The sequence below is a fragment of the Leptospira brenneri genome, assembly GCF_002812125.1.
Taxonomy (GTDB): Bacteria; Spirochaetota; Leptospiria; order Leptospirales; family Leptospiraceae; genus Leptospira_A; species Leptospira_A brenneri.
This window is the reverse complement of record NZ_NPDQ01000002.1, coordinates 15,407-28,679: the sequence shown is the minus strand read 5'-3', so window position 1 is coordinate 28,679 and position 13,273 is coordinate 15,407. Positions and strand designations below refer to the sequence as shown.

The window sequence follows — 13,273 nt, the reverse complement described above, 5'->3', positions numbered from 1 at the left end:
TTAATTGGTATGTTGGAATTCTTGGCTATTGATAAGAGCCCAGAAAATATCTTGTAGAAGGTCTTTGTCAAATACCGTATCTGCTTTGGTTTTCAGAGATTTGATTTTTTCCTTTTCACCTATAGAAGGAGAACGTCCGAGCAGTCGGTAGTAGAGATTACCAATCGTTAAATCCATTGATTTCAGTTGGTCAAACTCTTGTTTTACTAAAGAATCCTTGTTACCAAAATCCCAAACAAGTTTCCCTACTACACGTCCATTCATTAGTGTTAACATTTGTTCTATGGTAAGTTCATCCACATCATCAGAAATGTCCACTCTTGGGCCAGAACCAAATACTGATAGAATGCTGTGGTATGGTGCCGGTCTTTCGACTTCGACTGCATTCGAAAATTCCTTCAAATTATCCTCAGGATATCGAATGGTACCAGTCCCTGTCAGGTCATAGGGCTTTTGATCCATAAGCCCCGTAAACCAAGATAAATTTCTTTCTCGGATATTGCTGATCTTTTGCGAATCAGAAATTCGAATGAGAGAATTGAGAAGTTGGTCACTGTCCAATCGTTTGGGAGAAAAATAACGAATGGGATCTTGGTCGGAGCCATTACTAGTGAGGGAACGATGATATGCATTCGATGTCACAATGTACAAAATGAGTTCTTTTAGTTTGAGATTGTTTGCCAAAAAATAAGAATCCAAATGATTTAAGATCTCTTCCCCTGTCACCACAGTGTCTTCATTCCAATCATCGAGTGGAGTGAAAAAACTCCAACCCATGAGTTCTGTCCAAACACGATTGATGATGACTTTGCGAAACCGGTCATTGGATTTATTTGTCAACCAATCAGCAAAGGCTTTTCTTCTGTCTTCTCCTGGTTTTAGTTTAGCTTCTTTCCCATCTAAAAATTTAGGACGAACCAAGTCACCTCCTGGTGCATCATCAGTATGAGGAAAACGAAGTCCAAGTTTAGGTTGGTAGTAAAGAGTGGCATACTCAACTTCATGTTTCTTTTGGTAGTCCTTTCTTTGTTCATCCGTCCATTTGTTCCAATTGTCGCGATTCCATTCGTTATTTTTATCTTGGATGATTTTTTGATCTTCCATAGGAAGATGGATTTCTAATTCTCTCGGAACATAACTAAATGACTTTCCATATCGATCAGCCTCCCAAGTCCCATCTCGAAAGAATTGTTGGCTAAAAAAGGCAGCAAGGGCATAATAATCCCTTCTCGTAAAATCAGATATATACGGATGGTCATGGCACCTAGCACATGCTACGCGTTTTGCATAAAAAAGTCTTCCCACATATTCGGCTGTTTGTAAAGGATCGGCCCCATCCCGAATGTAAAATAAAGTAGCGGGAGATTCCTTCACTGTCCCAGTAGAGATTAACATTTCTTTCACAAATTGGTCATAAGGTTTGTTTTTATGAAGAGAACCAGCAACGTATTGAAAGAAGGCACCAGTTGGAATTTTACGTCCTTTGGATTTGTCGCGTAACATGGATGTGACCTTCGTTCCCCAGTATTCTGCAAATTCTGGTTGTTTTAAAAAACTGACTGCAAACGATTCTAAACTTTGGTCTTGTGGAAGAGTATCCAATTCTTTCCATTCAGTCACACTAGGAATCACACCCCGCAAATGAAGAGAAAGTCTTCGAAAAGAAATCCTTCTATCCGTCTTTGCTGTATTAGGTGATAATTTCAAATACAAAGAATCTAACGGATGAACTACATTCTGTTTTGGACGAGAGAAAACATAACCAACCGCAAAAATCAGAAAGACAATCGAAAGAAACAAATAACGAAAATCACGAACTAGATTTAGTACCAATCTCATATCCCTAAGATTCTAAGTTGGATTTTAAGATTTGAAAATATTTTTCTTGCAAAAGTCAATTTTTTGCAGATAAACCTTGGTTGCGATGGCAGAAGAAAAAATCTATGAAATGCTTTGGGACTGCGAATTTTGTGGTTCGAAAAAGTTACTTGGGAAAACACATCGACATTGTCCAAATTGTGGGGCCACTCAAGATCCTACACGCCGATACTTTCCCAATGATGCGGACAAAGTCGCAGTCCAAGACCATGTCTACTATGGGGTCGATAAGGTTTGCCCCTTTTGCCAAACTCCCAATGGTGCCAAAGCTACTTTTTGTGGAAACTGCGGTGGCTCACTCGACGGCGCACAAAACGTAAAACTCAGGTCCGACCAGGACGGACTCACCGAAGACTCAGTCCAAAAGGCAAAAGAAGATTTGGCTTTTGCCAATTCTGAATTCATTAAACCCCATCCCAAAACTCCTAAATGGGTGTTGTGGTTACTCGGTTCCATCCTCTTCGGTGGGATTGGATTTGTTTGCCTCGGAGTTTTATGGACAGAAAAAGTAGAATTACAAATCACACATCATGAATGGTCACGAACGATCGCCATAGACCAGTTCAAACCAGTTTCTGAATCAGAATGGTGTGATTCCATGCCTATGGGTGCATACAGTGTGTCGAGAAGTCAGCAAATCCGAAGTTATAATAGTATCGCTGATGGAGAGGATTGCCATACAGTTCGTTCGGATAGAGGAGATGGTACTTTTTCCGAAAGCGAAAGTTGTACAACAAGATACAGAAAAGAACCAGTTTATGATGATCATTGTAGTTATCGTATTGATAAATGGGCCTTTGATCGAAACGCAGTAGCAAAAGGATTTGGAACGACTCAAGAACCTTATTGGCCTAGTCCACAAATTCGTGAATGCACGAGCACTTCTATTGGTTGTGAACGATTAGGAAACAAAACAGAAAAGTATATGGTTTATTTTACAGAATCTAGCGGTGAAACCAAAGGAGAAAAACATGATTGTGAATTTGACCAAACAAAGTGGAAATCACTAGCTCCTAAAGCGATTTACCAATCAGAAAAAAGTGTCATATTTAATTACATTACTTGCGACACCATACAAACGTTAGAAGGAAGTTTAACAGAGGAATAAAATGGACCAAACCTGGTTAAAAACAACATTAGAAAGATTTAAGAACGAACAAGATCCCATTCGAAAGTTTTTAAAGGAAACCAAATTATTTGAAGAAGCTCTAGCGAACCAAGAATTTGAAAAAACTGACCTTCTCATTCGTAAGGAACTGGGAGGAATTCTTGACTCTTTTAAAGAAAGTTTTCGTAAACTGGAAGAAGGTTTTGTGGCAAAAGCACAAATCCAAAATATCGGAAAAACAAATCCGGCAACCACACTACTGGATCGTATCATTATGAAAGTTGGTTCAGCAGGTTATGGACTCAATGGACTTGGTACTGGCGTCAAAGCCACACCGGAGGAAATCGAAAAACTATTAAACCATGACTTTTCGATGTTAGAAAAAGTCGGAACCTTACAAAAAGAAATTTTGGAAACATTACCAACCTCTTTTGTTACAAACCCAGAAGCAGCGATCGAATCCATAAGCAAATTACTTTTAGATTTCGAAACAACGTTTGAATCAAGGAACTCAATCTTTTTAAAATAATAGGATAAGGAAACAATACAATGGCACTAATAGATAGAATTAAATTTGAAGGTAGTCCGAATGAAATCGTTTGGAAATATCCATCGGATGAAATTAGCACGGCAGGACAACTTGTCGTGGATGAAAACCAAGAAGCAATCTTTTTCAAAGAAGGTAAAGCTTTGGATACTTTTGGGCCAGGAACTCATACCTTAAAAACGGGAAACATTCCAATACTTGAAGCTCTCGTCAATCTTCCGTTTGGTGGTAAAACTCCCTTTACCGCAGAAGTATATTATGTAAACAAAGCCATCTTTGCTATGAAATGGGGAACAAATACCCCCATTCCTTTGGAAGATCCTAAATACAAAATTGTTTTAAACATTCGAGCATTTGGAGATTATAAATTTCGAATCAAAGATTCCAGATCTTTTTTACTAAATGTGGTTAAGGGTGGAAATCGAACTACAAACGAGTCCATTGATGAGTTTTTAAAACCAAATATTGTTCGTGGGATTGGAGATTTTATTTCGGAAGTCATTTTAAACAACAATACTTCCGTTGTAGAAATCAATAAATTCAGGGACGAAAGTTCGACTGCAGGCCGGGTCAAACTAGCTCCTGAATTTGAAAAATATGGCATCGACTTAACCGAGTTTAACGTCTCTTCGGTGAACTTTGATCAAAATGATCCCAACTACCAACGAATCCAAAAAATCATCACTGATAAATTTGAAATCGATATGCTCGGAGACAAATACCAACAAAAGAAAATGTTCGATATCGGACAAGCGGCCGCAGAGAATGAAGGTCAAGGTGGCGGAGCTATGGGTGCCGGAATGGGCATGGGAATGGGGATGAATATGGGCCAAATGATGGGTAATATGATGAACCAAGGGGGAGGCCAACAAGGAGCGGCGCCAGCTGCAAACGACCCAGCAGCAAGAATCGCCAAATTAAAGGGACTACTCGACCAGGGCCTTATCAACGCGGAAGAATTCGAAGCCAAAAAAAAGGAAATTCTATCTTCATTATGAAATGAATGAAAACTTTAAATCCGAATATCCATCTAACAAATAATATAAATTTTGTTAGGTGGTCTGGATGATGTAGGACTTTTTTAATCTGATTTTATTTCCTGGTTCAAGCGAGTAAAAGTCAGATTGAAATCACTTGGTCAATCACCCTTCCAAACAATCAAACCAGAGCCAGGCATCCGAATATGATGGTCTTAGTTACGAAAACAATTGTTTGATCTCTGCTAAATTAGCTTCTGCTTCCTTTTCACCTTTATCAATGATCTCTTGGTAACGAGCAAAATCAAATAACTGAAATTCTTCTAAATGGAAGTGAACAAACAAATCCATTTTAGGACGTTTGAGACGAGTGATCTCGCGTCCTTCCAAAGTAATGGTTCTTGTCATGATTTGTAAAATAGGAGGATATTTTAAAGTATCCCAAATATAACGAAAGAAACCTTTTTCAGTTGTATTACGGTCTTCAAAAAGTTTCACAGGAACCATTTCTTGCAAAGGAGAAACATTGATTCCCATCACCACATCAGCACCTTTCGTACGAATGAGATTTTCAGGAACATTATTGATCATTCCCCCATCGACTAACAACTTTTCACCGAGCCGATAAGGAGGAAAGGCTCCAGGCAAACTCATAGCACAAGTCAGTGCTTCGGTGATTGGGCCTTGGTCAAAAATATGTTCCTTACCAGTTTGTAAATCTACAGCGGAAGTTGCAAAAGGGAGTGGCAACTCTTCGATCCTTTGGTCACCAAATCCTTTCTTTAACATTCGTTTCATTCGTGTACCTTTAAAAAAAGCAACGATAGGAAGGGTGGGATCAAAAGCACTCTCCAATCCACCAAAGAATTTTTTAACCATTTCTTCAATTTCTTCTGGTGAATTTTTTCTAGCATATAAAGCAGCAATCACGGCTCCCATCGAAGCACCAGAAACAAAATCAAAATGAATTCCTTCTCTATGTAAAACCTTTAGTAAACCAACATGGGCAAGTGCTCTAGCACCTCCACCACCTAACGCTAAACCTCTGGTTTTGGCTACAAGATACCTTGCTAAGGTATCTTTTTGATAAAAAGTTTTGAGAGATTGGTCTTGAGGAAGGTAACTTTTACGCACGCCACTTTCCATCATACGGATGGCACGACCTTCAAAGTTACGAAGCCGACTCTTCCAAAAATTGATAATTTCTTCTTTTTCCTTATAGAATTTTTCAGGTTCATCTTCCCAAAAAATCAAAAAGTCAGATTGAACTACAAGATAATGTAAATCCATTCTGGATGTGGATTCATCAAAGTAAATATGAAGTAATGGAGTTTTGTTTCTAAGATTGGTTAGATATTCTGAAATTTGGGTAGGATCCATTCCTTTAAAGGTCGAAATCGGAATGGCCGTAGATAGTTTTTTGGTGGTCTCACCGTATTCATCAATGAAAGATTTTATCTTTTCACCAAAGTGATATTCTGGTTCTAAAGGAATATGAACACATAATCTTCGTAAGCCGGATAAATTATCTTTATGATGATGACTGGATCTATCTAAGTTCTCGCGCATGCGGGATCCCATCATTTGAATGATATTTTGTGCAAATACCTTTTCTTGTGAGGCTAATTGTAAAAATAATTTTCCATTCAAAACATAAACTAATGTATCAATGACGGCAATGGCGGAAGTAGAATGATTGGAACTAGAAATTAGCGAGTTCTCAGCCAAAACTTGACCGGAACCCACATATACATGACTTTGGCCAGAAACATTTTCGAGTAGGATTTCACCATAGCGGACAATGTAAATAGATTCCGAAGACTCTCCTTTGTAATAGAGAGCTTCGTGGCTTCGAACTAATTTTTCTTGAACATTATTGGCAAGTCGTAACAAAACCGCAGGGGAAAGTTTTTTGAACAACTCCACAGACTTTAAAAATTTCTGGATGGCCTGTCGTTCTAATTCTGTTCGTTTCATTTTCCCCTCGTTCTATTAAATTCGTATGTTCACCCACTCCTTCTTACGAAATTTTCTGACAAAAAGCACTGCCATGAGTAAAATCCAAATAAAAAATGCGGACCAAATTCCCGTTGCTCCCCATGCTAGGACTATCCCGAATAAATAAGCCAGAGGCAACATAATCACAAAGGATACGATGAGATAAACAAACATCACATAATACATCATCCCTGCGCTTCTCAGTGCAGAACCAATCACCATATGATAAGCATCTCCCACCTGAATGAGAGCCACAATACAAAGTGCTGGGTAAGCTGCTTTGGCAACTGCCGGAACATCAGTAAATAAACCAATGAGCCAAGGTCCTCCGATAATAAAAAAAAGACCCATACTTCCCATCACAATGGCCGAAAAGGTAGCAGAACGCATAGTTCCTTCATAAGCCAATCGTAGTTTTCCTTGCCCCATGGATTGACCTAAAATTGTTGTGGCTGCAATTCCAAAAGAGAAACCCGGCATAAAAGACAAACTAAGACATGTTAATACAACGCTGGCAGATGCCAAAGTAGTTGTACTAATCATCCCTGCGATTTTATAAAAACCAGAAAAAGCAAAGTTAACGAGTGTTCCTTCTACCGCAGGAGCAAAACCAACCATACAAAGTTCTTTGATGATTTCAAAACTTGGAGTAAAAATTTCATACTTAAAGAATTTGATAACATCTTTGCGGAATAGGTAAAAGAAAACAACGAGTAAGGCAGGAATCGAAGACAAACTGGAGGCAATGGCTGCACCCTTCACACCCCAAGCAGGGAATCCCCAATTTCCAAAGATGAGTAACCAGTTAAAAAAGATATTGGTTAGGGCCGCCAAAATAGAGGAAATCATACCTACTTGCACAATTCCAATTCCATCGAAAAAACCGCGTAAGGCGAACCCAACAAAGAACAAAACTGTTCCTATAAAACGATAAGATAAATACACACCTGCCACTTCAATGACTTGGGGATCATCACCAATCCAACCCATAAGTCCTGGAGAATAAACAAATCCATAATAGGACAATAATGCTCCAATCACCAAAGATAAATACACAGAGTTGACTAGAGTGACTCCGACTCCTCTGTCATTTTTTTCGCCAAATCGACGTGCTACGATGATTTGAACGGCCATGGAACCACCCATAAGGAAGGCAAATATAGAGAAATAAACCATTCCTCCAAATCCAACAGCGGCGAGAGGAACCTCTCCCAATTTTCCCACCATAGCAGTGTCTGCTACCATAATGGCTGTATAACTGATCATTCCAAAAAAAACTGGGATTGCTAATCCAAGAATTTTCTGATTCAATCGAGTTGGCTTCAAGATGCGTCTAATTTTGTGAAGCATAGTTTTGTCATTCTTTTATGTATTGCGATCTACACAACCACCTTTATGGATGTTTACCCCCCGAAACATTGTTTCGAATTGGAAAAAATAACCCCGAACCAAGATGGCATCTTTATTTAGATGCTTATGAAAAAGCTTATGGTGTAAAAATTCGACCTTCGAGCTTTTTTGAGGACTATGCAGATATCAAAGATTTTTCTAAACTCTATCATTTCAGAGAGAAGGCACCTTTTTTACATTTCCAAGCAAAATTCAATCTTATCATAGCACTTGTTAAGTTTGATGAAAAAGAAATTACAGAAGTATCTCAAGATGTAGTTTTTTCCAATAGTTTAGATGGTATTAGTTATGCAGAATATCGATTGATGTTTGGTAAAGAAGAACCTAAAGAAAGTTTTTATAGCAAACTAATGGCCTCATTGGAAGGACTGAAAAAAGGGGAAGAATTAGCTAAAAAAGAAGGTAAATCCATCCAAGCAAAACTTGTGATGTCCTTACATAGAGATGTCAATTATGAAAGACATTACGATTGGATGAAAAATTGGATGGAAAAAGAATCTGTTATTCGAGATGGACTTGTAGGAATTGATTTCTGCCATATTGAAGAAGGTCATCCCCCGAAAGATAAAAAAACTTTTTTCCAATCTCTGCTTAAAGACAACCAAGCAGAACCTAGCACTGCTTTATCGATCCTCTACCATGTTGGAGAAAGTTTTCGTGATAAAACACCTTTCTCTGCAACACGTTGGGTTTTGGAATCAGCAATGAATGGAGCACATAGACTAGGCCATGCCCTTGTTCTCGGAATTGATTCTGATTATTTTTTAGGTGATGAAAGAACAGAACTTGTTTCTGAAGCCAAAGACCAAGTGGAATGTGAATTGGAATCTTACGAAGAAATCACGAGCTTTGGTCCATTTTTTTCCAAAGAAGAACTGGAACTGAAACGTAAGGATCTAAAAACAAAACCTGATTCCGAACTTCTAAAAATTCCTTTTGATGAAACCCAGTCCCAATACTTACATACCTTCCAAAACTATGTTATGTCTAAAATCGCTGATACAGAAGCTGTGATTGAATGTTGTCCATCTTCTAATTTTTACATTGGAATGTTAGAATCACATATTGATCATCCCATCACAAGATTTCTCCAAAACGAAATCAAACTTAGTATAGGATCTGATGATCCTGGTTTATTTGGAACCACAATGTCTGAAGAGTATGGACATGCCCATACGGCAGGTGTTTCGGAAAAAGATTTAGAATCCATCCGAGAAAAGTCATTTTCTTACAGATCCACCAAACTTTCCGGTCGTGAATTGGATTGACCCTGATAGAGATTAAGTAAACTGGAATGTATGCGGATTTTTTCCCAATTATTTGTGCCAATGATAGTGGTTCCCTTAGTAATGGGGCCTCTCCTCGGACAAACCAAAGAGGGTTTTTACGACACAAATAATTACGACTTAAGAAACATTCCTAAGTCAGACCCAGAATCCAATGTTTTGCAGGATGTCACCCTTCCTCCAAAGTTTGAAACACCGGTTCTAGCAACCCCCAAAAATGCGAAAACCCAATACAGTGGGATCGATTCCATTCCTGGTGCTGGAGCTCTTCTCAATTCCAGAACTTCATCCAATTCTAGCCAAAATGCCACCAATCCTTATAGTTTGACGGGTGCTCAAAATTCTCCCATCAACCCACTGACAGGAGAAATCAACGAACAGGCGCTACAGAACCAGTTACAGAAAAGCAGAACCAAACAAGAACTAAAGAAAAAACAAAAAGAAGAATTTGATGAAGACTCTGTTTATGAAGAAACAAAGTTTCGAAGAGCCTATATCATTTTCTTTTTAACATTACCATTTGCTTTAGGTGCCTCTGCAGCTGTTGCCTCTGCATTTGCCATTGAAAAAACAATTGCAGGAAGTATCATCATGTTGGGTGGTTCAACGGGTCTTTCTGGAGCGAATGCGTATGTAGACAGGCAAAGATTAGAAGAACATCGCGAAAAGAAAAAACAAGTAGCCGAAGTTTACCCTTGAAGCTCAAACGATCCTTCGTTTTTCTGAATCGAATTTTCCAATATTTACAGGTTCAAAGATTTGAAATTCGAAAGTTTTATATAGAACACTTCCGTCCAATCGGGAGAACCATATACATTCTCTTTGGATTCTTATCCGTCACCATTTTGATTTTAGATTTTGGGTTTTACTATCCAGAAACTTGGAAAGAATATGTAACGTTATCCATTCGAACCTTGGTATCGTTCTTTATCTTTTATGAATCTATCCACATAATTTTCACAAACAAACGATGGAAAGAATATGTTTCTCTTCATAAAATAGAACTAATCATTTTACTTATGTTAGGATTGGAGTTTATTTATGAAAAGAATATAGTTTCTATTCTAAAATCTTATCATATTTCCGGTGATGATACCACTCTCATCTTTTTATCAGCCAACCAAGTTTTATTTCTATTTTCTAATTTAGCACATTTCTTTCGGCTCTCTCGAAAAAATGATTCTAAAAAATTAAACCCATCGATTGTATTTGTTTCTTCTTTTGCGTTGATTATTTTACTCGGAGTTTGTTTTTTACATTTCCCAAAATCTACCAACGGTGGGGTCCGCTCCATTGACCTTATATTTACAACGATCAGCGCTACTTGTGTGACAGGGCTTTCGACTGTAGATTTATCAAGTCAATTTACCTTAACTGGTCAATTGATAGTATTACTTCTCATCCAAGTGGGTGGGCTTGGCCTCATGACCTTAACTAGTTTTTTTTCCATCTTCCTTGCTGGTAAAGTATCTGTCAGTGACACGATGATGATCAAAGACCTTCTTTCAGAAGAAACCATGGGTCGGGCCAAAGAAATTTTAAAACAAATCACAGTTCAAACGGTAGTTATAGAATCCATTGGAGCTGTATTATTATTTTATAGTTTTCCAGAAAACTATTCTATTGCGGTCTCTGAAAAGATTTATTATTCAATTTTTCATTCTATTTCTGCGTTCTGTAATGCGGGTTTTAGTTTGGTACCAAATGGACTTATGTCAGAATCCTTCCAAAGGTCAGAAGGTTTTTTATCTGTAATTATGTTACTCATCATCATCGGTGGGCTTGGGTTTCCTGTATTATTTCAAATTCGTACAAGACTGTTAAATCCTTTTGATTTTAAATTCCGATGGTCTGTCACTTCTAAATTAGTTTTTTGGACTACTGGTTTTCTTTTGTCATTTGGTTGGATTTCCTATTATTTTTTAGAACAGAATTTTAGTCTGAGAGGCCTCACCACCTCAGAACAAATTTTTCATTCTTTATTTTATTCCGTAACCACAAGAACTGCTGGATTTAATACACTTGATCTCAATCAAATGGGACTACCAATTACCTTTATTTCTTTTTTTCTGATGTGGGTCGGAGCTTCTCCTGTTTCGACGGGTGGTGGAATCAAAACTACTACCTTTGCAATATCTCTTTTGAACATCACGAATCAAATTCGGGGGAAAGAAAAAATGGAAATCAGCCACCGAACGATTGCTAATTCTACGATTGCAAGGGCCAGTGCTACCATAGTATTATCGTTATTCGTAATATTCACTGCTATTTTTTGTTTATTACTGACCGAAAATGCCAATTTTATTGATTTGTGTTATGAAGTGGTTTCGGCATTTGGAACTGTTGGATTGACTCGAGGCCTCACCCCTCATTTGAGCGATTATGGTAAAATTAATATTTGTATTGTTATGTTTGTGGGAAGAGTAGGAATTTTAACTCTACTTGTTGCTCTTTCCAAAAAAGTAGATCATATCTCGTATGAATATCCGCAAGAATATGTGGTTGTAGGTTAAAGTTTGGTATGCAAAGAAAAAAAATAGCAGTCATCGGAATTGGCAGTTTTGGAAAGTTATTTGTTCGTTATCTGTTTGAAGACGGACATGAAATCATTGCGATTGACAAAGACCCTGTGATCATCGATTCCATCAAAGATAATGTTACCATTGCAGTTGCTTTAGATGCCACCGATGAACATGCATTACGATCGCAAGGAATTGCCGATGTCGATTACGCTGTGATTGCTCTTGCTGATGATTTTGAAACTTCCATCATTTGTGCAGATAGTTTAAAAAAATGTGGAGTCAAAAACATATACGCTCGTTACCAAACTCCATTACAAATGAAAGTTTTGGAACTACTCGGAATCAAAGATCTTTTTAATCCTGAAGAACGTGCAGCGAGGAGTATGGCCGAAACCTTATCCTTTTCGGGAATGAAATCTAGTTTTTTACTTTCAGACGAGTACAGTGTGGTGGAAGTCACAGTTCCCAAACGTTATATCAATCAAACCATAGCCGATGCTGATTTACGGCATAAATACAATATCAATGTCATTACCGTCAAACGTCCGTTCACTCAAAAAGACTCCAAAAGAGCTTCTGATTCTAAAAGCGAAAAAATTTTAGGAATTCCTCACGGAAATACTATCCTCAAAGAAGAGGATGTGATTGTACTTTTTGGATCACAAACAGATCTTGCTCGGTTTTTAGAATCTTAATTATGGGTCCAGAAAGAATTATTTGTCTCACCGAAGAACCAACAGAGATGTTATATCTCTTAGGGGAAGAGGAGAGGATCATAGGAATTTCTGTTTATACGGAACGACCTCCCAAAGCAAAGGAAGAAAAAACAAAAGTCTCTGCCTTTATCAGCGGTAATTTAAAAAAAATTACATCCTTAGAACCAGACCTTGTCATCGGTTTTTCTGATATCCAATCCCAACTTGCAAAAGACCTCATTGAACGTGGGTTAAATGTTATTATTTTTAATCAAAGATCCATATCTGAAATTCTTTCCAATATGCAAATACTCGGAAACCTTGTAGGCCAAACAGATAAAGCCAAAACACTGATTGATGGTTGGAAAAAAAACATAACCGAATGGAAAAAAGAAAACGAATCCAAAACAAAAAAACCCAAAGTTTTTTTCCAGGAATGGGACGAACCCATCATCACTGGGATCCAATGGGTAAGCGAAGCGATTGAACTTGCTGGTGGAGAAGACTGTTTTTCTCATCTCAAAGACAAAAAACTAGCCAAAGACCGAATCATTACCGCAGAAGCTGTCAAAGAAGCCAATCCAGACATCTACATGGGTTCTTGGTGTGGGAAGGCAATGGACTGGGACTGGGTACGAAACAAACCCGAATGGCAGTCCACGGGCTTTATTAAATCCAACCGAATTTTTGAACTGGACCCGAGCATAATATTACAACCAGGGCCTGCCCTATTTTTAGAAGGCATCCCTAAACTGCGAGAGATCTTACTCTCCTTCTAATTTCCCTCTTTGTCATTTCTCTGTAATCTATTTGTAACAAGGATATTCTAAATTTGAAACATATCAATTAGAT

General features: G+C 38.0%; 11 protein-coding genes. 8 read left to right on the top strand and 3 right to left on the bottom strand.

Going from position 1 to position 13,273, the window contains the following annotated elements:
* Positions 1-1,839, bottom strand: coding sequence for a DUF1553 domain-containing protein (locus CH361_RS03515; protein ID WP_100789473.1), 1,839 nt, complete (start codon positions 1,837-1,839; stop codon positions 1-3).
* A 76-nt stretch (positions 1,840-1,915) separates the two neighbouring features.
* Here CH361_RS03515 and CH361_RS03510 point away from each other — a divergent pair, with 76 nt between their 5' ends.
* Genes CH361_RS03510 through CH361_RS03500 form a run of 3 tightly spaced genes read left to right on the top strand, consistent with a single transcriptional unit; the run spans position 1,916 to position 4,531 of the window.
* Entirely contained in the window at positions 1,916-2,986 is a 1,071-nt protein-coding gene (locus CH361_RS03510; protein ID WP_100789472.1) for a zinc ribbon domain-containing protein, read from the top strand.
* 1 nt (position 2,987) lies between these two features.
* Entirely contained in the window at positions 2,988-3,515 is a 528-nt protein-coding gene (locus CH361_RS03505) for an LIMLP_15305 family protein (protein WP_100789471.1), read from the top strand.
* Between the two features lie 20 nt (positions 3,516-3,535).
* Positions 3,536-4,531 carry an SPFH domain-containing protein gene (locus CH361_RS03500; protein WP_100789470.1) on the top strand — a complete coding sequence of 332 codons (996 nt, stop codon included), beginning with the start codon at positions 3,536-3,538 and terminating at the stop codon, positions 4,529-4,531.
* A gap of 198 nt (positions 4,532-4,729) precedes the next feature.
* Here CH361_RS03500 and CH361_RS03495 read toward each other — a convergent pair whose 3' ends face one another.
* Positions 4,730-6,487, bottom strand: a complete 1,758-nt coding sequence (locus CH361_RS03495; RefSeq protein WP_100789469.1) for a patatin-like phospholipase family protein — start codon at positions 6,485-6,487, stop codon at positions 4,730-4,732.
* A gap of 15 nt (positions 6,488-6,502) precedes the next feature.
* Complete coding sequence (locus tag CH361_RS03490; protein WP_244279538.1) at positions 6,503-7,819, bottom strand: MATE family efflux transporter; 1,317 nt, start codon at positions 7,817-7,819, stop codon at positions 6,503-6,505.
* A 56-nt stretch (positions 7,820-7,875) separates the two neighbouring features.
* Between CH361_RS03490 and CH361_RS03485 the strand changes: the two genes are divergently transcribed.
* Genes CH361_RS03485 through CH361_RS03465 form a run of 5 tightly spaced genes read left to right on the top strand, consistent with a single transcriptional unit; the run spans position 7,876 to position 13,200 of the window.
* Entirely contained in the window at positions 7,876-9,186 is a 1,311-nt protein-coding gene (locus CH361_RS03485) for an amidohydrolase family protein (RefSeq protein WP_100789467.1), read from the top strand.
* A gap of 30 nt (positions 9,187-9,216) precedes the next feature.
* Positions 9,217-9,903 (top strand): hypothetical protein, encoded by a 687-nt coding sequence (locus CH361_RS03480; RefSeq protein WP_100789466.1) that lies wholly within the window; start codon positions 9,217-9,219, stop codon positions 9,901-9,903.
* Complete coding sequence (locus CH361_RS03475; RefSeq protein ID WP_100789465.1) at positions 9,900-11,717, top strand: TrkH family potassium uptake protein; 1,818 nt, start codon at positions 9,900-9,902, stop codon at positions 11,715-11,717. The genes CH361_RS03480 and CH361_RS03475 overlap by 4 nt, the downstream gene beginning before the upstream one ends.
* Before the next feature lie 8 nt (positions 11,718-11,725).
* On the top strand, positions 11,726-12,421 hold the full coding sequence (locus CH361_RS03470; protein WP_100789464.1) for a potassium channel family protein: 696 nt from the start codon (positions 11,726-11,728) through the stop codon (positions 12,419-12,421).
* Positions 12,421-13,200, top strand: coding sequence for a cobalamin-binding protein (locus CH361_RS03465; protein WP_208861392.1), 780 nt, complete (start codon positions 12,421-12,423; stop codon positions 13,198-13,200). The genes CH361_RS03470 and CH361_RS03465 overlap by 1 nt, the downstream gene beginning before the upstream one ends.
* The last annotated feature ends 73 nt before the right edge of the window (positions 13,201-13,273 follow it).

Coding starts and splice junctions, on each gene's coding strand:
- CH361_RS03495 (WP_100789469.1), bottom strand. CDS start 6,487: ATGAAACGAACAGAATTAGAACGACAGGCCATCCAGAAATTTTTAAAG.
- CH361_RS03500 (WP_100789470.1), top strand. CDS start 3,536: ATGGCACTAATAGATAGAATTAAATTTGAAGGTAGTCCGAATGAAATC.
- CH361_RS03485 (WP_100789467.1), top strand. CDS start 7,876: ATGTATTGCGATCTACACAACCACCTTTATGGATGTTTACCCCCCGAA.
- CH361_RS03480 (WP_100789466.1), top strand. CDS start 9,217: ATGCGGATTTTTTCCCAATTATTTGTGCCAATGATAGTGGTTCCCTTA.
- CH361_RS03505 (WP_100789471.1), top strand. CDS start 2,988: ATGGACCAAACCTGGTTAAAAACAACATTAGAAAGATTTAAGAACGAA.
- CH361_RS03515 (WP_100789473.1), bottom strand. CDS start 1,839: ATGAGATTGGTACTAAATCTAGTTCGTGATTTTCGTTATTTGTTTCTT.
- CH361_RS03470 (WP_100789464.1), top strand. CDS start 11,726: ATGCAAAGAAAAAAAATAGCAGTCATCGGAATTGGCAGTTTTGGAAAG.